This window comes from Sutcliffiella sp. NPDC057660 (assembly GCF_042800035.1).
Taxonomy (GTDB): Bacteria; Bacillota; Bacilli; order Bacillales; family Bacillaceae_I; genus Sutcliffiella_A.
Genome location: NZ_JBHVHV010000002.1, coordinates 75,237 through 97,238, shown reverse-complemented (window position 1 = coordinate 97,238; position 22,002 = coordinate 75,237). Strand labels below are relative to the sequence as shown.

Sequence of the window (22,002 nt, the reverse complement as noted above, 5' to 3'; positions counted from 1 at the left end):
AGTATTACTTAAATATCCATGCTTGAATAATGCTCGGAGCTTCCCTTACATAAAAAATCATATTATTCGAAAAAAATTCCATTTACCAGAGAACCTGAAATTATATTTTTCCGTCTAATCAGAAGTATTGGAGAAAAAGAGAGGAGGACATCAATGAATGGTTCTCAATCCATTGGATATGAAGAAGAGGAAGATCTATATGTGGAGTTAATGAACAAATATGGAGAAGAATTAGCGCGGCTTGCTTACACCTATGTAAAAGATTATCAGATTGCGGAAGATATCGTGCAAGATGTCTTTATGAAAATATATATGAATAAGGATAAATTCCGCGGCCAATCCAGTTATAAAACGTACTTATTCAGAATCACCATAAATTGTTGCTATGACTACTTAAGAAGTGCTGCCTATAAAAAAAGCAAACTACTATCAACGCTCAACCACTTGTTTAAGGGCTCGGAACAGACCGAAGAGTCCGTATTAAAGCAGAGTGAGAATTATATGATTGGGCAAGAAATATTATCACTGCCTGTAAAGGACAGGGAGATCATTATTTTATATTATTACAAAGATTTGTCCATCGCAGAAATTGCGGATGTATGCAATACCTCCTTGAATACTGTGAAAACCCGTCTTTTTAGGGCCCGGAGCAAACTAAGAGATAAGCTGAAAGGAGAGGCATTCCATGAATCGAAATAAGTGGAAAGCAGGTGTGGATGAATACATCTGCCATGATCCATTCTTATCCCCTGAAAAAAAAGCGGCCATTCTTCACAATATGCGCAAAAAAGAACCAAAATCCACTAGGAAACGTGTAGCCTTATTTGGACTTGGAGTAACTGCAGCACTTACTGCGGCGCTATTCCTTGTTTTGCAGTTCCAAACCAACGACGCGGATCTCGTGACCTCTATAGATGGTGGCAATGAATCTCTCCAAGAGGAATTGGCTGCGCTTCAGGAGGAGAATGAAGTATTGCGCGAAGAATTCTCTGGGATGGTCGTGGATTTGCAAATATTTGACCACACTGCCAGGAACATCATTTCCCTATTGGGGAGTAGGGATTTCGAAGAATTGAAAGAACGATACAATGTAGATTACAACGCGAGTGAGGATAGGCTTGAGTTTGAGGGCTATGAGGGATTTGAAGTAAATAACCCGACAACTAAAATCCACTACCCCATGCGCCTTATGTACATAGCTCCTGGAGATGCTATACAGGATAATTCTACCAGCGAAGTGATAAGTGTTTGTTATTATTTTTACAATAGAACCCCAGGGGAAGAGGGGAAATTCTCAATCATATTTGGATTCAATAAAGACCGCACCATTCGATTTATTGCGAATGGGGATTAGGAGGACTTTTTTGGAAAGGGAGTATAAGTATGAAACGAATCGGATTATTGCTGTTATTGGTCGGCTTACTTTTCGGGTGCTCCAATAATGAAGCTGGCAGCCCACAAGAAGACGCAGAAGGTAATGAGGATTTAGAAACAAGTGAAATTAGAAAGGAAATAGAACAAGTTAGAAATGAGAACCAACTTTTAAAAGATAAGATTAAGAATTTTAGCAGTAACATTCAGAATCTAGACCATCAATCTAGAAATATAGTAGAACTTATAGAGGAAGGCGATCTAGACAGGATAAAAACGGAGTACGGGGTTGATATTAAAGTTTCTGAAGAAGATGAAGTCATCGTTGAAGGAAGTGAAGATACATTCGATGGTCCATACTATATTACTACTGACTTGGCATCCCTCCCCATGTATTTTGTCTATTACAATCCCCAACCTGAAAGCATGGAGATTGGTTATCATGTGTATGGTGGTGCAGAAGGAGAAGAGTTTAAAAGAACCATAAGCTTTACTTATGACTTAGATAATAAATTAATATCTATTTTTTCTGGTGAATGAATAATTGGAGGGATTTGTGGTGGCAAAGAGATTCTACCCCATGCTTATGGTCGTATTATTATCCTTGTTAATGGCAGCTTGCAGTTCTTCCACAGAGGAAACATTACTGGCTAAAAGTGAGGCGTTACTTTCGGCATTAGATGGCGGTTGTAAGGGATGTTCATAGCCCGTAATTATCATCAAAAACTTAACTACTACTTTCTTGTTTATGAAAGAAAGATATTTTGGTCATCTCCACCCGTAAAGAGGTGGTGTTGGACAGCAAATGAGAGTGAATAAAAGCATGACATAAATTTTACTCCAAGAATCCCCCTCCCTCTAAGCCAAGGTATTCTATCGAATACAATAATTATGGGATTGCAGTTACTTTCAAAAGGGTCACTCATACACCTTTAGTCGCAGCTATCCATACTTTTCTTGGTCATAAAGCAGTATAGGTACTTCCACCCTTTGCTGAATGTGGCGTTTCACTATACCACTTATAATGAAGGTATCAAATATGGAGAGGGAGTACACCAATGAACAGTTTATATAAAGATAAAAGATTTCGTTATATTATTTTGGCAAATGTGGCATCTTCCATCGGGAGTGGGATCACCATGATCGCAATCCCTTGGTTGTTGGTGACGAGCGAGAACGGGAATGAAGTGTTTGGTTATGTGGCAATTTGCATGACCATCATCAATTTTATTCTTACTCCGTACCTAGGGTATTTAATTGATAGGATTTCAAGGAAGAGAATGATTGTTAGTAGTAAGGTGGTCAGCCTGCTTGCTTTACTAATCTTTACTGGCATCGGGTTTATGGGGATGGAGTATGAGTTGTGGCATTATATCATAATTTATATGATTGGCAGCCTTTATTACACGATTTTTTATCCGACGATGTTTGCTTTAAATCAGGAGCTGTTTCATCAAAGTCAATTTAAGGTCCTGAATGGCACGATGGAGGTTCAAGGGCAGCTGTCTAGCATGCTTGCTGGTGCTTTCGCCAGTATTCTCTTATTAAGGTGGGACCTTCATTACATTTTGCTATTGGATGTGTGTACGTACGCACTTGCCATTTACTTTTTCGTAAAAATACCGTATGTGAGGAAGAAGAAAGAGGGAGCTTCTAAGGAGACTAAGGTGAGCGTAACTGCGGCTTTTGGTTTTATGAAGAAGCAGCCAGGTATGTTCCTGTTTCTGTTGGCATCTTCCCTGCCTTTTATAGCGGTGATGCTTACAAACTATCTATTCCCGGTCTACTTGGCAGATGTGTTGAAGGTAGAAGGGAATATCTACGGGATCCAGGGGATGGTGTATGGATTAGGCGCCGTCTTAGCCGGGGTATTTGTTCCAATTGCTGGCCAAAAGTTCGAGGATGAAAAGCTGGTTGCAGCAGCAATGATCCTTTTTACGATGGCTATGGCTTTCATGGTGTACTTGGCCATTCCAGGCTATCTATTCATGATGTTATTTATCGCCATCGGAAATAGTGGTTCAAGGGTTGCTCGAAATGCATTCATGATGGACCGCATTCCCAACGAGATCATCGGTAGGGTCGATGGTTTGTTGAGAGCAGTTGGGCTTTTGTTACGAATTGTGTTACTGGGTCTGTTCACCGGGCTAGTATCGATTGGCCAGATACTATTGTGTTTTTCTACTTTGGCTGGGATACTGGTGATCGCTTCCGTTTATGTGGTAGTTTTTTGTAGGGGAAGTTTTAAATGGAGCAATCGAGAGGTCGTGAAGGTATAGAGGGAGCCAGAAAACCTGGCTTCTACCTGGGGATGCTTTAGATTAAACCTTTACTATTGATTTTCGTGCGAATTACTGGGAAGAAGATGCAATTTCTCAATAATTGTTAGTAATGGGATCTCCAGCAAACAGGGAGCGATTGCAGAATGTTGAGTGGCTCTTTACTTAAGAATTGGGCGGGTTAGCTAAACAAGAATAAAGTCTTTATTATGTGCGAAACTAATGAAGAAAGATAAAGGTGATTAATTGAAAAGAATTTTAGCTCTTTTAATTTCATGTACTTTTATTATAACAACTTCAGCTTATGCTAACATACCAATAAAAACCGAAGCAACAAGAGAAAATTTGTTAGAAGATGCCGTTATTGACTTATTGCAACCACAAATATTTACGGTCGAGGATAATAGTTGGGTGCTAAAACTAGGGAGTATTTCTAAATGATTATATCCTATAATAGTAAATCAAATATAGAAACACTTAAGGAAAGGGATATACCTGGATTAATTGAATTATCTACTTCCGTAGGATGGGACTATGATAAAGATGAAATTCAAACTATCATGTCATCTGGCAAAGTTTACGGGTACAAAAATGACGAAGGGACAATTGTATCTAGTGCAGCAGTAATTCCATATGGCTCAAACCTTGCATCTATTGGTATGGTCATTGTTCATCAAGATTACAGAGGGCAAGGACTTGGAAAGAAATTAACACAAGCATGTTTAAATTCTGTTTCTAAGGATGCAGCGATTATGCTAATAGCGACAGAAGAAGGAATTCCGATGTATGAGAGTATGGGATTTAAATATACAGATTGTGTATATAAGTATCTTTGTGACAATTATATTCCCACAATATTAGATGACATGTTGGAAGTAGAGATTCTTCCGATGCGAGAGGAAGATTTACCTCAAGTTGTAAAGTTAGATAAGGATGCATTTGGTGTAGAAAGAAGAAATTTCATTAGCAATAGGATAAACCAAGCTAAAGAGTCTCTAGTTGTCAAAAATCCAGATGGGAAAATCATTGGGTATGGTTTGTCCATTCTAGGACCTATCAATCTTATACTTGGCCCAATTGTAGCACCAGATCATCATTCAGCGTCTGCATTAATTGATAGATTAGCTAGAAATCATCAAGGTAAATTAAGAATAGATATTCCATCAGGCAATGATGCATTTATGTCGCATCTAGAAAAATGTAACTTCATCAAAGTAAGTCAACCCCCTATTATGATTAAGAACTCAAAGCTACTACCACCACGGAATAAAACATTATATGGCATAGCTGCACAAATTTTTGGATGATTTTGTTCTTCGGCTATCGGGCGCTTATCTGTTATAAGGTAAGTGTCCTTTTAAATATAAAAAAATGATTGAGTTTGTTTATTTGTTTTGAAATAATTGGTATTAAGTAATAAGGTCGTGTTAATTGAATAAGTTTACTTAAAGCAAGAGGGCGAAATATGAAAATATATGAGGATTTATTAGTAGCGACTATAACAAAGAGTGAACCATTAATTAGAGTTCTTCAAATACTTAAAGATTTGAATCTACCTTTCAAATATTATGTTGGTGCAGGATGTATTACGAACACGGTTTGGAATGATATTTCTGGATATCCTCTTGAATATGGAATTTCGGACGTTGATATTGTTTATTATGATCCTGAAGATATAACACTTGAAAGTGAGAAGAAGTTTAAAGATATTTTGTTAAGATTACTTGGAGATTTTCAATTTAAGATAGATGTGAAAAATCAAGCAAGAGTTCATCTTTGGTATGAGGATAAGTTTGGCTTTTCTATAAAGCCATACAACTCTCTTGAATCAGCGATTGACAGTTGGCCAACCACCGCAACTGCTTTAGGTTTAAGGTTAGAACAAGATGGTTCCCATAAAATCTATGCTCCTTATGATTTGGATGATTTATTTTCAATGGTAGTTAGACCAAACAAACTGATGATAACTAAAGAGATCTTTGAAAATAAGGCGAATAAATGGCAAGAAAAATGGCCAAAACTTTTGGTGGTTTCCTGGAATTCGTCCATCTAGAATTTCTATTCAATTGTAAAAGTGTTGATATCAACTGATATTCAATTATGCCAGCTAATATAAAGGCGCAATTCTGGAACAAGGATAGCGCTTGTTTTCAATATTTTAGGATCAGATTTTGTAGTGAAAAAGGAAATTAGATGTTCACCTTCTGTAAGTAATGCTATTGAAGCTGTAAATATGTCCTTAAAATAGGATATGAGATTATATAAATTTTTTCATTCTCTATTAATCGAAAGCAATTCTGGAGTTTTCTGAGAATTACGCTCTATTGAATACTAATGAATAGTGATTGATTAATATAGCGGTTTTGCAAATTTAAATTGTGGTGTAATTGAAGACAAAAAGCGAATAGAAAAAAACATGCGGGAGAAATGACTCGTTTTCCAGCATGCTTTTTTATACCCCATTTGGACAACCATATTTCTAGGATGATAATCTGGACAGTAAACTACAACAAAGATTCCGCCCCATCAATAAAGATCTGGCTACCAGTAATATGACTGGACGCATCCGACGCCAAAAACGATACAAGATCAGCAACCTGTTCAGGTGTTCCCGGTTTATTTTCCAATGGGTGGGAACCCTCCGGATATTCGATTGGGATTTCTATTTTTTCAAGTTTTTCCTCATCCGGAAAAGTGTTTTTGTCGATGTTGGTTTCGATTGCACCAGGGCATATGACGTTGACCCGGATATGATATTTTGCCAGTTCAAGGGCAGCCATTTTTCCGAATGCTACCTGTCCGGCCTTGGAGGAGCTGTACGCGGACATACCGAAGCCGCGGAAAGTCCTCGAGCCATTGATTGAGCTTGTGATGATGATGCTCCCGCCATGGTCTTTCATATGGGGGATGGCGAATTTTACGGTTAAGAAGGTACTCTTCAAATTTGTGTTCAGTGTATTATCCCAATCCTCGGCACTCAAATCTTCAATTGGAGCTATTTTCCCATTGATGCCGGCATTGGCGAATATGATATCAAGCCGACCCCAGCTGGAGAGCACTTGCTCGAAAGCTTTTTCCATTTCAGTCGGATCGGACACATCCACTGTCACCACCAAAGCTTTTCCATCGAGTTGTTCGATTTCCTGTTTGACTTCATTTGCACCTTCTTCTTTTAAGTCAAAGAGTGCCACCCTGACTCCGCTTTTCGCAAGGCTGATTGCACTCGCCCTGCCCATTCCTGAAGAAGCTCCGGTGATAATTGCAACCTTCTCATTGTTCCCTTCCATATTTTCAACCTCCATATCACGTTATTTCAATCATTTACCCATTTTCAGAAAAAAACACTCCTTTCATTTGGTCGCTGAATAGTTTGCCGAACCTCTATAACTATATTAAAATAAATATAAGAACTATTTTGACTAGATAGACATGTAAGCGGTTACGCAGCATAGGGAACGAGGGGATGAAAAATGAGTCAGTTAGATGAAATGAAGAATAATAGTTTCCCGGAAGTGACGTTGGAGGACTGGGCAGCCCAGGCTGAAAAAGCATTAAAGGGAAAGCCTGTTCCAAAACTGAATAGCCTTACATATGAAGGAATAACAAGAAAGCCGATTTATACAGAAGTGGATCTGGAGGGAATCAGTCCTGTAGATAAAAATGGGAGTGCCGACTGGACAGTAAGTCAACAGCTGTACCCTGGCACATCATTGGAGGAAATCAACAATCAGCTTCTCCAAGAGTTGCAAAAAGGATTGCAAGCGATTCACTTCTTTGTAAAACCAGCTTTAAACCCAAAGGCATTGGAGATAACAAGACTTGAAGAGCTGGAAGCATTATTGAAAGATGTGCATGTCGAGCAGGTCCCGCTACAAGTTTACACCGGTTCAAGTGCAACTGCATTTTTGAATCTATTAAAAGATAGTAGTATCGAAAAGACAAATTTGCACGGGATCATTGGAACAGATCCAATAGGAGAATTGGCCACATCCGGTAGTCTTAACGAGCCTTTGGAACAGCTCTTCGATGAAATGAAAGCCAACTTGGAGTGGAAAAAACAAAGTGGAACAAGCGTAAAGACGATTTGGATACAAGCTGCACCTTACCATAATGGCGGCGCAAGTTCTGTCGAGGAACTCGCAGCATCGATAGCAACTGCCGTCACTTATTTGAATGCGCTGATGGAGAGAGGCGCAACAGTTCAGGAAGCGGCATCAGAAATGGCCTTCAGTTTCCCGGTCGGCAGCGACTTCTTTATGGAGGTTTCCAAGCTGCGCGCAGCAAGGTTATTATGGGCAAACATCGTTGAAGCATTTGGTGGAGAAGAAGAAGCACAGAAAATGACCTTACATGCGACCACTTCGGTATTCACCAAGTCAAATCTGGATCCGTATGTCAATATGCTTCGCACGACGACCGAAGCTTTTTCTGCTGCGATCGGGGGAGCGGAGAGTATCAATATTGACAGCTATCAGCAAGGTTCAGATGTTTTCTCAAGAAGAATAGCAAGGAACACGCACTATATATTAAAAGAAGAAAGCTTTCTCTCAAAAGTGGTGGACCCTGCTGCAGGTTCTTATTATGTGGAAAAGCTTACCCATCAGCTGGCGGAAGAAGCATGGAAGTTATTCCAGGAGATTGAAGGGCTTGGTGGAATTGTAGATGCATTACAAGCAGGCTTCCTTCAAGAAAAAGTAAAACAGGTCCGTGATAAGCGTTTGAAAGATGTGGAGAGCAGAAAAAAAGTACTGGTTGGAACGAATATGTATGCCAACTTAGCCGAGGAGCTTTCCAATAGAGAGCAGAAGCACTTTGCCGCACGAACAGAAAGTGCAGTGATTCAAGTGGAGCGGATTACACAAATGACGCTTTCACAGCCATTTGAAACCTTGCGTTACCAAGCAAAAGAATATGCGAAAAAAACCGGTACGAAACCGAGTATCACCATGATCAATCTTGGCAGTCTTGCGTCCCATAAACCAAGAACGGATTTTGCGGCAGGCTTTTTCCATGTTGGTGGGTTGTCCACCATTTCAAGTCCGAGTTTTTCCAGCCTTCAAGAATTGGGAGCTTGGCTTAAGAACAGACCCTCAACGGATTATGTATGTATATGTGGCAGTGATGACACGTATGGAAACATGCTGGATCATGTTTTAAGCCTTCTCCAAAAACATCCAGTCAAAATTCTCCTTGCAGGATTACCGGATGCCGAGCGTCAAGCCAATCTGAAAAATTTAGGTGTAACCGACTTTATCCATATGAAATCCAACTGCTATGAGCAGCTGACTGCGATTCACCAAGAAATGGGGTTGACGTCAAATGAAGCCTGATTTTACTAACAGACCGTTAAACAAGACAATCGGTGCAGCGGAAACTGAAACTCTGCACAAAGACATGATTGAAGATCTATTTTATGAAACGAATGAAAAGATCAAGCTGAAGGCACATTATACGGCGGAAGATACAAAAGAAGCCGATCACCTTGGCACTTTACCTGGTATCGCGCCTTACCTGCGGGGACCTTATCCGACGATGTATGTGAACCGTCCGTGGACGATTCGCCAGTATGCTGGATTTTCCACAGCGGAAGAGAGCAATGCTTTTTACCGACGCAATCTGGAAATGGGGCAAAAGGGACTTTCCGTTGCGTTTGACCTTGCCACCCATCGCGGCTATGACTCGGATCATCCGAGGGTGGTCGGGGATGTTGGAAAGGCGGGAGTGGCCATCGATTCCATTCTGGATATGAAGATCCTTTTTGATGAAATTCCGCTTGATAAGATGTCGGTTTCGATGACCATGAACGGCGCGGTTCTTCCGATAATGGCTTTTTACATCGTGACAGCAGAGGAACAGGGTGTCAGCCAGGAGAAACTTTCCGGTACGATCCAGAATGATATTTTAAAAGAATACATGGTGCGTAACACATATATCTATCCACCGGAAATGTCGATGCGGATCATCGGGGATATTTTTGCCTACACATCCAAGCATATGCCGAAGTTTAATAGTATCAGTATTTCAGGTTATCATATGCAGGAGGCGGGGGCGCCGGCGGATATCGAGCTGGCCTATACGCTTGCAGATGGTCTCGAGTATGTACGTACAGGTCTTGAGGCAGGCATTGATATTGATGCATTTGCACCAAGGCTCTCATTCTTCTGGGCAATCGGGATGAACTTCTTCATGGAAGTGGCCAAGATGCGTGCTGCGCGCTTCATCTGGGCAAAAATGATGAAGGAATTTGGTCCGAAAAATGAAAAGTCGATGGCACTTCGGACACACTCCCAGACATCCGGCTGGAGCCTGACGGAGCAGGATCCATTTAATAACGTGACACGTACATGCATCGAGGCACTTGCAGCAGCGAACGGGCATACACAATCCTTGCATACCAATGCATTGGACGAAGCGATTGCCCTACCGACGGACTTTTCGGCACGAATAGCCCGCAATACACAATTGTACCTGCAGGAGGAAACAGACATCACAAAGGTCATCGATCCATGGGCAGGTTCCTATTATGTGGAGTCTCTGACGAATGAATTGATTGAGCGCGCCTGGAAGCATATCGAGGAAATCGAGGAGCTGGGCGGAATGGCCAAGGCAATTGAAACCGGCCTTCCGAAAATGAGAATCGAGGAAGCATCGGCACGCCGCCAAGCAAAAATCGATTCCGGCAAAGAAGCGATCATCGGCGTGAACAAGTTCCGCTTGGATAAAGAGGATAGAGAAATAGAAGTGCTCGATATCAACAATGAAGAGGTCCGCAAAAAGCAGTTAGAACGATTGCAGAACCTGCGGGAAAATCGTGATGATGCAAAAGTTCAAGAAGCTTTGGAGGCTTTGACCCTTGCAGCGCAGACCGGGGAAGGGAACCTGTTGGAGCTGGCCGTAAATGCAGCAAGAGTGCGAGCAAGTCTTGGAGAGATCTCGGATGCGATCGAAAAGGTGGCAAACCGTCATCGTGCGGTCATCCGTTCGATCAGCGGTGTTTACAGCAGCGAATTTTCCAATGAGGATGAGATGAAAATCGTGAAGGATAAAATTGAGGAATTTTACGAATTAGAGGGAAGAAGACCAAGGATCATGATTGCGAAGATGGGGCAGGACGGCCATGACAGAGGAGCGAAAGTAATTGCAACTGCATTTGCCGATTTAGGCTTTGACGTCGATATCGGGCCGCTTTTCCAGACACCGGAGGAAACGGCAATACAGGCCGTGGAAAATGATGTGCATGTGATCGGATTCAGCTCGCTTGCTGCCGGACATAAAACATTATTGCCACAGCTTGTGGACGAATTAAAAAAATTGAATCGTGAAGACATTATTGTGGTCATTGGCGGGGTCATCCCGTTTCAGGATTATGAATTCCTCTACAGTAAAGGCGCTTCCGCTATTTTTGGACCGGGAACAGTGATTCCTCGCGCAGCGGAAAAAGTCCTTGAGGAAATTTACGACCGCCTTGGCTACGAGGATGTGGAAGCCTCCAATGACTAAAGAAAAGAAAAAGGTGCTCCGCAAACAGGAACGAAGCACCGAGGAAATCGTCACTGGAGTGAAAGCCGGTATCCGTTCTGACCTTGCCCAGGCGATTACCCTCGTGGAAAGCAATGCAGCACGCCATTTCAGCAAAAGCCAAGACATTCTTGGGCAGCTTATGCCTGATACAGGCAAGTCTGTCCGGATTGGGATCAGCGGTGTGCCAGGTGCCGGGAAAAGTACCTTCATTGAAGCTTTTGGACTGTACTTGTGCAGCCTTGGAAAAAAGGTGGCTGTTCTCGCGGTAGATCCGAGCAGCTCGCGCACTGGCGGCAGCATTCTCGGGGACAAAACAAGAATGGAGCAGCTTGCAAGACACCCGCAGGCCTTCATTCGTCCTTCCCCATCAAGTGGGACACTTGGAGGGGTGCATCGTAAAACGCGGGAGAGCATTCTCCTCTGTGAAGCGGCAGGTTATGATGTCATCCTTGTGGAAACCGTTGGGGTGGGACAGAGTGAAGCGCTTGTCAGGGACATGGTCGATTTTTTCCTTTTGCTTGTTTTGACAGGTGCAGGAGACGAACTTCAAGGAATGAAGAAAGGCATCATGGAACTTGTCGATGCGATTGTGGTCAATAAAGCTGATGGCGAGAATGCAACCAAAGCCAGGAAGACGGCAGAAGAGTACAAACAGATCCTGCATTTTCTTCAGCCTGCAACAGAGAGCTGGGAGACAAAGGCTTTCACCTGTTCGGCGCTCCATGATATCGGGATAGACCAGACGTGGGAGACCATCAATGATTTTCTGGAAACAACAAAAGCATCAAGAGAATTTGATAAAAGAAGGAACGAGCAGAAGAAGACATGGCTTTATACCTCGGTTAAAAGCCAGCTTGAGATGATGTTTTTCCAGAATGATGAAGTGAAGAAGCAGCTTCCAGTGATGGAGAAAAAGATCCGAGAGGACAAGATATCGGTGTCTGCTGCGGTCAATCAGTTGATGGAGATCTATAAAAAAGGGCAATAAAAAAAGGAAAGCGGGTCATCACTTTCCTTCATCTAGGGAGTATTGGGGTATGGATATCTAGATGTTACTTTTATAATACCCGTTCATCCTAAGATTAAACTTGCATTTTATTTTATTTATTCGAAAAAAATTGGTATGATAGGATTAGTAAAATAAGAGGTGATACAACATGAACATGGATTTCAATTTATTTATGAATGATGTAGTCCGTCAGGCAAGAGAAGAGATGGATGCAGCTGGCTACGAACAATTAAGAACAGTAGAAGATGTGGAAGAGGCATTTGCTCGCAAGGGTACAACACTTGTGATGGTCAACTCCGTCTGTGGTTGTGCAGGTGGTATCGCAAGACCAGCAGCGACACATGCTGTCCATTACGATAATCGCCCGACAAACCTTGTAACGGTATTTGCCGGACAAGACAAAGAGGCAACTGAAAAAGCACGTGAATACTTCGAAGGCTATCCGCCATCCTCACCATCTTTTGCTCTATTAAAAGATGGAAAGATCATCACGATGGTAGAAAGACACGAAATCGAAGGGCATGCACCAATGTCCGTCATTTCCAAGCTTCAAGGATACTTCGACGAGCATTGTGAAGAATTGTAAGTCAACCGACTGAACCGCAGCTGCAAGAATAGCTGCGGTTTATTTTTTTTATCAAATTATCTGAAACTTCCTGCAATTCCCATCGTATACCTATTATGATGAAAAGGTTAGGGGGATGAGAAAGTGAAAAAGTATCTTATTGGTGTGTTAATAGTCCTGGCTGTTGAGTTGGGAATCCTGTTAGGCATTTCGTTTTTCTTTGACTTTAATCTATTAAGCACAATGTTTTTTGGATCGGTCTCATTTGTACTTCTTGCATTCATTCTTGGTTCAACAGGGGATGTATTCTCGAAAAATTCACAGGTTGCTGTATTTGACTCACTGGCAGGCAGCTATCAGCCGAAACATGAAAAAATGACATTAAGGGTCGGGCCGGTTATGGTCGGGTCCATTTTGTGTGTGCTTGTGTATTTTGGGATGTCGTTTTTTATAGGGTAAAGTAAAATCAAGTAAAATGTGAATTTACTGAAAATGCTTGAAATGGAAAAGATTATCTTTTATTGTTTAATTATACAAGCTGTAGAAATGGGGGGAATATCATATTCAATTATCTGAAGTCATCTTTTAAACAAAGGTGGGCTATTTTTCTTATCATACTTGTCACACTAAATATTATTGGTTTTGGATATATTGGATCGCTTGCAGTATCAGATCGTATCACCATTGAAGCCAGAAACAATCTGGAAGAGAAATGGCGTTATCAGTATGATATTTTAGTACTCCCTGAAGCCGTGAAAGAAAAGCGTGTCCTGGATGAGGGGTGGGTTCCGCCTCAATCTAATCTGGCCAGCTATGGTGGAATAACGTTGGAGGATGTATCCGCTATTCGTGATATTCCAGGAGTAAAAGTGGCAGCCCCATTATCCCTGATTGGTTTTTATCAAGGGGATTCCCTCAATGTTCAAGCCAAAAATGCACAACCTGGCGAACTTTATGAAGTACATGAACTAAAAAAAGCATTTGATGGCTTGAATGAATACATATTATTTGAAAACAGCTATGTGACCAGTTACTACTCCCCTGAATTGGAGGAATCACTGGTTTACAATCGTTACAACGAGGAGAAGCGTATTCCAGAAGGCTTCAAAGTACAGGTTCCGCCGGGCACCATGCTTAGGTATCCTAATGAGTTGATGGTGGTGGCGGTAGATCCCGACGCAGAGGAAAAGCTTTTCTCCTTTTCCACAAGTGTAGAGGGAGGATTATCTGGTCTCCATACACCAATTGAGAATCAATCTTTTATGCCCCACATTCCCTTTATCGCACTAAAAAATCAGGAATACGAAGTGACAGAATCGATTACTGTGAACAAAATTCAAGTGCCTGATCTAGTATCAGAGGAGGAATTGGCAGATGGTGCGGAAAATTATCTGAAAAGCCTACCTAAACAGCAGCTTGGCAGTCTTACCCTTCCTACATTTTCACCTGAATGGAAAAACAAAAAGGCTGAATTGTTTTTGGATGGCAACAGTTATGATGAGCAACTTATGCAATATTCCACTTATTCTACTTTATATAAATACAGCCCATTGTTATATGAAGAGATAAGCTTTCAGGAAAAATCCATCCCTTTTGTAAGAGCCAAGAGGTTTGATGCCCCCGAGTTTGCGGAATTTCCCATTGAGTTCCCGAGCTACCGCCATCGCTATGAACAAGAAGAAGATAAGCAGATTACACCGAAGATTGTGGGATATTATGATGCAAACAAAATCAGACCGGTAATTGAAGGTGCCTGGAAACAAGGAGATCCGGTGGACATCTATACTCCTCATCATAGCATGATCATCAAAGATGGCGCAGGGAGAGAAATAGAACCAACTCCTCTCATCCCAATTCCTTTGAAGAGCGCTTATTATCCAGGGGCTCCAGATCTATTAACTTCCCTGGATGCCGCAAAATGGTTTTATGGAGGAAATCCTCCGGTGTCTTCCATCAGAGTGGTGGTGGATGGAGTGGCGGAACGCTCAGGGGAAAGCCAAAGGAAGATTGAGCAGGTAGCTGCAGCTATCATGGAAAAAACAGGACATCATGTGGAAATTATGCTCGGCTCAGCCGGTGGAAAAGTACATGTACAGCTAGAGGGCACAGCACAGGGTGAAGTGGGAGTGGTGGAGGAAGCCTGGCAGCAGCAAGGAGTCAGCTGGAGCATTGAAAAACAGATGGATGAAACGAATAAATGGCTCTTTTTCTACTTATTGATCATAAGCTTTGTCTTTTCCTATACTGTCATCACGCATAGTTTACTGAAAAGGTCGATGGAATTTGCCACGCTTCGAGCCATCGGCTGGTCCCGGGTAAAAATTGTACTGGGATTATGTGCTGAGGTACTGACAATAAGTTCATTAGCAATACTTACTATAATTATTGTAAATGGATTCATTGGCGTTCTTGAGGCGTTTCACTTATTCATTATTTGGATTATTTTCCATGCAGTGATTGGAATAGGATATATTTCTGGAGCTGGAAAATCACTCGGGAAATCCCCAAGAGCGGGGTTAAGTGGAGAAACCAATCAATGGGGCTCAAGTAGACTCATCCCGATCCAAGGGTTGGGGACCTATGTCCTGCACCAAGTGGTAAGAAGACCATTGCGATTCGGTTTGTTAGTAGGCACATTGGCAATGACTTTGTTTATCGGTCTGATTTTCGTAGCGACACAGCAGAGTATGTCCGATTTTCTATTTTTAAGTGTCCTGGGAGAAACGATTGATCTAAATATAAAATCGTATCAAAGAATCTTTCTAATTGGTGGAATGACACTGACAATTACGAGCATTTTCTTCCTTCTTTTTCTGAATATAGTAGAAAGGAAGAAAGAGTTCCTGATCATGCGTTCCATCGGCTGGTCCCTAAGGCAGATTCAATGGTTTCTCAGTTTGGAAGTAATAGTCATTGCCTTTACCGGATCCTTGGTTGGAGTATTGGGTGCTTCCTTAGTACTTAAGCTATTCACGAGTATCACACTTCCGTTATGGACTTATATGCTCGCTTTCGGCGTGTCGATCTGTTTGCTGCTTGCTTTCACCATTATCATCTCTCGCCTTATAAAAATGAAGTCGACCGTGAGAGATCAACATGCAGCTTAGCGATTATATAGAGGGGTTGTTCGAATGATAAAGTTATGTAATGTTTCAAAGTATTATCAAGTTGGAAATGAACAGTTGCATGTGTTGAGAAATGTTTCGCTGACTATCCAAACAGGGAGTTTTATATCGGTTATTGGGCCTTCAGGTTCAGGGAAATCAACTCTTTTGCATTCCATAGGTGGCCTTGAAACGATTAACAGCGGAGAAATTTGGGTGGATGACCAGCCTGTCCACCAACTTAAAGAATATCAGCTTGCTAAACTGCGATTAGAAAAGATAGGGTATATTTTTCAGCAATTTCAACTATTATCCTCATCAACAGCATTGGAAAATGTGATGATGCCATTATTGCGCTTTTTCTCCACTAAAATCATCCGGGAGAAAGCGGAGGAGGCATTGATCCGGGTTGGTCTCGGCCAACGGATGCATCACCTGCCCTCCCGCTTGTCGGGTGGAGAGCAACAGCGTGTCGCGATAGCAAGGGCACTTGTCACAAAGCCAAGAATAATACTTGCAGATGAGCCAACAGGAAATCTGGATTCCGAAAATGGGGAAAATATCATTTCATTGTTAGAGGACATCCATCAAAAAGATGGCATTACCATTCTATTAATCACGCATGATAGGGATATTGCAAACCGGGCCGAAGAAGTGGTCCATTTCTTGGATGGAGAGATAGTAGAACACAGAATGAATGACTATTTAACAAAGTAAACCTTAATGGCGCTTGTATAAGCGTCTTTCTTTTAGATGGATAGGGGGAATTGCAAATGCTTAAAGACATAAACGAGGGTCTGATCCTATTGAAAGCCGAGATAAGGAAAAAGGAGAAGTGGGACAATCAGCTTAAACATTATAGGATAGAGCTTGCCGACCTGGAGAAGGATGTGTTGAATCTAGAAAACACATTGGATATGGAGCACAAGGATGTAGAGCGTCTGGAAGGCTTCAGCGTGACCAAGTTCTTCCTGACTTTGCGAGGAACAGCGGACGAAAGGCTGGAGGAAGAGAAGAAAGAAGTGGCAGCGGTTCAGCTTAGGCTCGAAGAAGCACGACTTGCTAAAATGGAAGTAATGGATCTCATCAGCGACCTTGAAGATAAATTGAACCAGGCTGTTAATGTGGAAAAGGATTATGAAAAGCTTATTGCCACAAAGGAGCAATACTTGAAAGAAAGTAATGCCCGAACTTCCACATTTCTTTATGAATCGTATGAAAAAGAAGCCGATGTAAATGCATTGCAAAAAGAACTGAACGAGGCGATCCATGCCGGTAATCAGGTGAATGATGCACTCAAACGTGCCGTTGACTCACTGGAAAAGGCAAAAGGCTGGGGTACTGTTGATATGATAGGTGGAGGACTGCTTTCGACCGCATTAAAGCATGGCCATATGGATGATTCGAGCGGGCACGTCCATGAGGCGCAATACTTGATGAGGAAGTTTCAAAAGGAACTCCTAAACTTGAATCAGACCGCGACGATGGAACTGGAGGTATCAGGACTGCTGAAATTCTCCGATTATTTCTTTGATGGAATCATCATGGACATGCTGGTGCAGGACAAAATCACTATATCTTTGGAAAATACGAAGAGACAGCAGTCAGATATCGGTCGCATCCTTACCGATTTAAGAGTGCAGGCCGGTCAGAAAAATCGGGAATTGGATCGTGTATTATCCGAAAGAAAAGAGTTTGTAGAGAGTATGTAAAATAATTCAGCTTTGGATTTCAAAGAGAAAGCATAAGGCAGACAATGTCGGCCTTATGCTTCTTTTACAGTTGCTATGTATGGCAGGTTTCGATACTTTTCCGCATAGTCGATGCCGTAACCGACAATGAATGTATCAGGAATGACAAATCCTACATAATCAGCTATTAAATCTACCTTTCGACGTTCAGGCTTATCCAGCAAGGTACAAATTTTCATGGACTTCGGTTTGTGCAGCTGGAAGTGCTCCATTAAAAAGCTTAGCGTCAAGCCGGAATCGATGATGTCCTCGACAAGGACGACATGTTTACCGGTTATGTTAACATCAATATCCTTTAAGAGTCGCACTTTTCCTGTAGTTTCCGTTTGGTCTCCATAGCTCGAAGCAGCCACAAAATCAATGGTGACCGATCCTTCGAGCTCTCGGATCAGGTCTGCTGCAAATACATAAGCACCTTTTAACACAATGATGAGGACAAAGGGTTCATCCTGGAAATCCTGTTGCATCTGTGCGCCAATCTGTTTCACTTTTTGCTTTAATTGATCTTCCGTTATTAAAATGCTATCTATTTCATATGTCATGCGATCACCATCCTGATATGTATTGTATCCCATCATTATTAAAACATTAATTATGCTACAATGCATACTTTCTTCGAAAAACAGGAAATATGACGTGGATTAATGGAAATAAAAAAACGCATCCGTTTATGAATTTTCATACAGATGCGTTCTTTGTATAGAAGAAAGGAGTCTATCTTTTCTTCTTTTTTGAATTATCAAGGACAAGCTGTTTCTTGTTTACTTTTTCCAAAATGACATGAACGTGGACATTCTTTTCATCCACATGGGTCACATTGGACACTTTCGCTTTACGCCCTTTAATGACTAAATCGTCGCCTATCGATGGAACATTTTTGCGCAATTGATTTAACAGTTGATTTTTTTCTTCGTAAAAAAAGACAACAAACATGTGCTTCTCCCCTATTTCCTATGGTTTCTGATGGTCCAAAAGAGGAACCTTTCTCTAATCTATGATTCTCTTTTGCAGGATAGACCTTATGATAAGTCGGAAAAATGTGACGGCAATCATCGAACTAAGCAGGAATAAATAACAACTGTGGCCAATTGGAATAGAGGTAGGAGATTAATAAACTGATTCCAGTATTTTAAAATGGAAAGGGAGAAATTTATTATGAAAAACGTTACAAAAATGAAGATATTCAGACCAGTCAATGTAGTATTTGAAGCCTTCGTTGACCCTTCAGAGATTGGAAACTACTGGTTTTCTTCAAGTTCTGAAAGATGGGAACAAGGTAAAACTGTCACATTAAGATATGAGGAATACGATGCACAAGGTGATATTAATATAATTGAAATCAAGGAAAACAAGAAAATTGTTTTTCGGTGGGGTACAAATGAGGAAGGACATCTTGTTACGATTTCGCTTCATGCATTGGATAATGAGACCGTTGTGGAAGTTGTCGAGGAAGGATTTAATGACAATGATGACAACCTGATAAGGAACATAGTTGATAATAAAGAAGGATGGGTTTATATGCTAACCTGTTTAAAAGGTTATCTGGAATCTGGGAATAACACGTTGAGAGGAGCTTTAGTAAAGGATTGACCTGAAGGATGAACAAAGAGGATATCCATGCGGCGATTATCCTCTAGGTGTTTTGAATAGGTTATAGAAAATCTTTCTTTTAAAAGAACGGTCCTTGAAAAACCATCTATGATAGATACGAGAAATGTAATAGGTTAACCAGATAGTAATGAAACTCCAATACCACGTCCATTTGTTATATTTAATTAAATCGTGTATATCAAAAACAACAAGACTCTACAAAAAGAGCCTTTTCCTTAAACAGATTTATTGTTCCGTTGAGATTGATTTTTTATGTAATGAATGTGGAAGATATGGCGCTCTTCAAAATTTTATTAAGCGCTTTAATAGATATAATCAGAGTAATTTTGCTCTGATATTTTTTTGAGAAAAATACAAATTTTTGCAGGGAATACATCACAAATAGAGAATATATGTTCTTATAAAGGTATTGGAGGTTCGGCGAATGGATACAGATATGATTGCGGTAAATAAAAGAAGCTGGGAGGAGGCTGCGGAGAACTTCTATGGAAGGAATCCCCTCCCGGAGTATGGTCCGTTGGCGCCTTTGGAAGATGAATTGAATCTATTCGGCGAAGTTAAAGGTTTGAATGTATTGGACATCGGCTGTGGCAGTGGGCATTCGTTAAAATATATGAGCGAACGAAAGGCGAAGGAGCTATGGGGATTGGACTTATCCACGAATCAGATTGATGCGGCGAGAAAGCTTTTGGACGACAGTCACTCAAAAGTAACGCTCTTTGAATCCCCGATGGAGGAGAACCCCGGATTGCCTGAAGGGTATTTTGATATCGTGTATTCCATTTTTGCGATTGGTTGGACAACGGATTTATCCAAAACAGTGGAAAATGTGTACCGTTACTTAAAATCAGGCGGTAGTTTCATTTTCAGCTGGGAACATCCACTATATAGCAGAGTCAGATTGAAAGAAAGAGCATTGATCATGGACCAGTCCTACCATGAAGAGGGCTCTTACGATCATGAGGCATGGATAATCCCTGCCATGATGCAGCAGGTCAAAGTAAGTACATATATTAATACGTTAATTGATCAAGGTTTCCATATCGAACGAATTGTAGAGGATGTCAGACTGACTCAAAAGGATAGGGAGAGGCATTCTAACCGTTGGTATTCCTATGAGAAGGCTACTATGGTTCCTACTACTCTTATTATTAAATGCAGGAAGCCCTAGAACATGGAAAATATGACAGGAGCAAATGAGAAAATTAGAAAAAAGGGACTCTTATTTATTTTTGAAGGATATTGTGAATTTGAAATTGCACCTGCGATATCGATGCTAAGGAATTCGCATGAGTTATACACCTTTTCCGTTGAAAAAAATCCATGCAGGTCTGAAGCAGGATTGATGACGATGCCAGATATGTCTGTTGATGAAGTGGACCCAATGGAGTTTGACCTGCTGATTATTCCTGGCGGGGATCTTGGGCCTATTGCTAAAGCTGATGCCCTATTTGAACTGGTGGGTAAGTTTGGTGCATTCAATAAAATAACTGCAGCCATCTGCAGTGGTGTATTCGTGTTGGCGAGGGCAGGGCTGCTGAAAGATACTCCGTATACAATAACACTTTCCAAGGAACAAAGACTCTTCCTTGATTGTTTTGACGAGGAGCTATTTTCCTATCGACCAGTAGTTTCAAAAGGCAATGTCCTTACTGCCCAAGGTCATGCGTACGTAGAGTTCGGAATTGCACTAAATAAAATGGTTAAAGAGATCTCTTGTGAAAAAGAAGATTTTTATAGAGGCAAAGGAAATGTTTTTATGGAACAGGTTCAATAGAAGGATAGATGATTGGCGGTTTACAAATTGATAAATACAAAAGAAGAGATACTGGAAGATATAAGCGAAACCTGTCTCCGGGTTTACGGAATGGAAATATTGGACTGTGTTCCGATCTATCGCGGCTGGCTAAATTTGAAGTGGAGAGTCAGGACGGAGCAGGGAAATTACTTGATCAAGCAATTCAACAAGGAAAGATTCAGGAAGTATAGTAACGAGGAACTGCACTTTGCCTATACACAACAGGAAAGACTATTCCGCCACAATGTCCCGTGTCCGAAGCTTTCCCCGATTGACGGACAATATATGCTGGAGTCATGTAAAGGGGAAAGGTTCATGATCATGGAATTCTGTAATGGGAGCATTTTGCAACCTGGTACTGCCACCGAATCACAGATGTACCACCTTGGAAAAGCGGCTGGAAGGATGCATCAAGTATTAAATGATGCCGGCATTCCCAAGAAAAAGAAGCCTGAGTTCATAGCTCCAAGTTTAGAACACAGAATAAACTACTGGCAATCGGTCTTAAAAAATGCAGAAGGCAAAAGGAAACATTTCATCATTTCAATCATCGAAAAGCAAATGCAGGTTACTCAAACAATTAAGCTGGAAGACTTCACTTTGCATGATACAGGATGGGCTCATCGTGACCTTTTCATGGATAATATTCTATTTCAGCAAGACAAGGTCTCTGCCATCCTTGACTTCGACCGGCTTAAATACGACTACCCACAGCTCGATGTAGCAAGAGCGGTTATATCTGGCTGTTTGAGTGAAAGTGATTTGAATGTATCAGCCGCCACTGCATTTATGGAGGGTTATAAGGAAGAGCGAAAAGTTGATGGAGGGTATCTATATAAAGCCCTTTCCTTACTATGGTACATGGAAAGCACCTGGTGGATCGAAGCGGACATGGATGAGTTCAAAGGGCCGCCAGTCCGATTTGCTGCTGAGATGGTGTGGTTGGGTGATAACTTACTAGAGTTAGAGAATTTGTTAAATAACTTGTAGGAG

General features: G+C 41.4%; 22 protein-coding genes. 18 read left to right on the top strand and 4 right to left on the bottom strand.

Features of this window, described 5'->3' with window-relative positions; translation table 11 throughout:
* The first annotated feature begins 153 nt into the window (after positions 1-153).
* From ACFVAD_RS02145 to ACFVAD_RS02135, 3 genes are read left to right on the top strand one after another with little or no spacing between them, the layout of a single operon-like run.
* The gene (locus tag ACFVAD_RS02145) at positions 154-699 is read left to right on the top strand and encodes a sigma-70 family RNA polymerase sigma factor (RefSeq protein WP_386635621.1); all 546 of its coding nucleotides are present in this window, start codon (positions 154-156) and stop codon (positions 697-699) included.
* Positions 686-1,354: a hypothetical protein gene (locus tag ACFVAD_RS02140; RefSeq protein WP_386635620.1), complete on the top strand. Its 669-nt coding sequence runs from the start codon at positions 686-688 to the stop codon at positions 1,352-1,354. Before ACFVAD_RS02145 ends, ACFVAD_RS02140 begins: the two co-directional genes overlap by 14 nt.
* A gap of 29 nt (positions 1,355-1,383) precedes the next feature.
* Positions 1,384-1,911 carry a hypothetical protein gene (locus tag ACFVAD_RS02135; RefSeq protein WP_386635618.1) on the top strand — a complete coding sequence of 176 codons (528 nt, stop codon included), beginning with the start codon at positions 1,384-1,386 and terminating at the stop codon, positions 1,909-1,911.
* A 33-nt stretch (positions 1,912-1,944) separates the two neighbouring features.
* Here the strand turns inward: ACFVAD_RS02135 and ACFVAD_RS02130 are convergent, their stop codons facing one another.
* The gene (locus ACFVAD_RS02130; RefSeq protein WP_386635616.1) at positions 1,945-2,094 is read right to left on the bottom strand and encodes a hypothetical protein; all 150 of its coding nucleotides are present in this window, start codon (positions 2,092-2,094) and stop codon (positions 1,945-1,947) included.
* A 335-nt stretch (positions 2,095-2,429) separates the two neighbouring features.
* On the opposite strand from ACFVAD_RS02130, the gene ACFVAD_RS02125 reads away from it, so the two are divergent.
* The 3 genes from ACFVAD_RS02125 (at position 2,430) to ACFVAD_RS02115 (ending at position 5,703) form a co-directional block, all read left to right on the top strand.
* On the top strand, positions 2,430-3,650 hold the full coding sequence (locus ACFVAD_RS02125) for an MFS transporter (protein ID WP_386635614.1): 1,221 nt from the start codon (positions 2,430-2,432) through the stop codon (positions 3,648-3,650).
* Positions 3,651-4,087: 437 nt separating this feature from the next.
* The gene (locus tag ACFVAD_RS02120; RefSeq protein WP_386635612.1) at positions 4,088-4,957 is read left to right on the top strand and encodes a GNAT family N-acetyltransferase; all 870 of its coding nucleotides are present in this window, start codon (positions 4,088-4,090) and stop codon (positions 4,955-4,957) included.
* A gap of 158 nt (positions 4,958-5,115) precedes the next feature.
* Positions 5,116-5,703 carry a nucleotidyltransferase family protein gene (locus tag ACFVAD_RS02115; RefSeq protein WP_386635611.1) on the top strand — a complete coding sequence of 196 codons (588 nt, stop codon included), beginning with the start codon at positions 5,116-5,118 and terminating at the stop codon, positions 5,701-5,703.
* 451 nt (positions 5,704-6,154) lie between these two features.
* Here the strand turns inward: ACFVAD_RS02115 and ACFVAD_RS02110 are convergent, their stop codons facing one another.
* Positions 6,155-6,937: an SDR family oxidoreductase gene (locus tag ACFVAD_RS02110; RefSeq protein WP_386635609.1), complete on the bottom strand. Its 783-nt coding sequence runs from the start codon at positions 6,935-6,937 to the stop codon at positions 6,155-6,157.
* A gap of 183 nt (positions 6,938-7,120) precedes the next feature.
* Here ACFVAD_RS02110 and ACFVAD_RS02105 point away from each other — a divergent pair, with 183 nt between their 5' ends.
* The 8 genes from ACFVAD_RS02105 (at position 7,121) to ACFVAD_RS02070 (ending at position 17,561) form a co-directional block, all read left to right on the top strand.
* Positions 7,121-8,980: a methylmalonyl-CoA mutase family protein gene (locus ACFVAD_RS02105; protein WP_386635607.1), complete on the top strand. Its 1,860-nt coding sequence runs from the start codon at positions 7,121-7,123 to the stop codon at positions 8,978-8,980.
* Positions 8,970-11,150, top strand: a complete 2,181-nt coding sequence (scpA, locus tag ACFVAD_RS02100) for a methylmalonyl-CoA mutase (RefSeq protein ID WP_386635605.1) — start codon at positions 8,970-8,972, stop codon at positions 11,148-11,150. Before ACFVAD_RS02105 ends, scpA begins: the two co-directional genes overlap by 11 nt.
* A complete protein-coding gene (meaB, locus tag ACFVAD_RS02095) occupies positions 11,143-12,159 on the top strand; it encodes a methylmalonyl Co-A mutase-associated GTPase MeaB (protein WP_386635603.1) in 1,017 nt (338 codons plus the stop codon). Before scpA ends, meaB begins: the two co-directional genes overlap by 8 nt.
* 169 nt (positions 12,160-12,328) lie before the next feature.
* A complete protein-coding gene (locus ACFVAD_RS02090) occupies positions 12,329-12,766 on the top strand; it encodes a BrxA/BrxB family bacilliredoxin (RefSeq protein ID WP_386635601.1) in 438 nt (145 codons plus the stop codon).
* Between the two features lie 123 nt (positions 12,767-12,889).
* Complete coding sequence (locus ACFVAD_RS02085) at positions 12,890-13,204, top strand: hypothetical protein (RefSeq protein WP_386635599.1); 315 nt, start codon at positions 12,890-12,892, stop codon at positions 13,202-13,204.
* A gap of 62 nt (positions 13,205-13,266) precedes the next feature.
* Positions 13,267-15,852 (top strand): ABC transporter permease, encoded by a 2,586-nt coding sequence (locus tag ACFVAD_RS02080; RefSeq protein ID WP_386635598.1) that lies wholly within the window; start codon positions 13,267-13,269, stop codon positions 15,850-15,852.
* A gap of 24 nt (positions 15,853-15,876) precedes the next feature.
* Positions 15,877-16,566, top strand: coding sequence for an ABC transporter ATP-binding protein (locus ACFVAD_RS02075; protein WP_386635596.1), 690 nt, complete (start codon positions 15,877-15,879; stop codon positions 16,564-16,566).
* Positions 16,567-16,622: 56 nt separating this feature from the next.
* Entirely contained in the window at positions 16,623-17,561 is a 939-nt protein-coding gene (locus tag ACFVAD_RS02070; RefSeq protein WP_386635594.1) for a hypothetical protein, read from the top strand.
* A gap of 53 nt (positions 17,562-17,614) precedes the next feature.
* On the opposite strand, the gene hpt is transcribed toward ACFVAD_RS02070, so the two are convergent.
* Positions 17,615-18,142 (bottom strand): hypoxanthine phosphoribosyltransferase, encoded by a 528-nt coding sequence (gene hpt / locus ACFVAD_RS02065; protein WP_386635592.1) that lies wholly within the window; start codon positions 18,140-18,142, stop codon positions 17,615-17,617.
* Positions 18,143-18,314: 172 nt separating this feature from the next.
* Positions 18,315-18,533: a hypothetical protein gene (locus tag ACFVAD_RS02060; protein WP_386635590.1), complete on the bottom strand. Its 219-nt coding sequence runs from the start codon at positions 18,531-18,533 to the stop codon at positions 18,315-18,317.
* A 222-nt stretch (positions 18,534-18,755) separates the two neighbouring features.
* Between ACFVAD_RS02060 and ACFVAD_RS02055 the strand changes: the two genes are divergently transcribed.
* The 4 genes from ACFVAD_RS02055 (at position 18,756) to ACFVAD_RS02040 (ending at position 21,999) form a co-directional block, all read left to right on the top strand.
* A complete protein-coding gene (locus tag ACFVAD_RS02055) occupies positions 18,756-19,190 on the top strand; it encodes an SRPBCC domain-containing protein (RefSeq protein ID WP_386635588.1) in 435 nt (144 codons plus the stop codon).
* 445 nt (positions 19,191-19,635) lie between these two features.
* The gene (locus ACFVAD_RS02050) at positions 19,636-20,382 is read left to right on the top strand and encodes a class I SAM-dependent methyltransferase (protein ID WP_386635586.1); all 747 of its coding nucleotides are present in this window, start codon (positions 19,636-19,638) and stop codon (positions 20,380-20,382) included.
* Positions 20,383-20,385: 3 nt separating this feature from the next.
* The gene (locus ACFVAD_RS02045; protein WP_386635584.1) at positions 20,386-20,988 is read left to right on the top strand and encodes a DJ-1/PfpI family protein; all 603 of its coding nucleotides are present in this window, start codon (positions 20,386-20,388) and stop codon (positions 20,986-20,988) included.
* A 27-nt stretch (positions 20,989-21,015) separates the two neighbouring features.
* Positions 21,016-21,999: a phosphotransferase gene (locus ACFVAD_RS02040; protein ID WP_386635582.1), complete on the top strand. Its 984-nt coding sequence runs from the start codon at positions 21,016-21,018 to the stop codon at positions 21,997-21,999.
* The last annotated feature ends 3 nt before the right edge of the window (positions 22,000-22,002 follow it).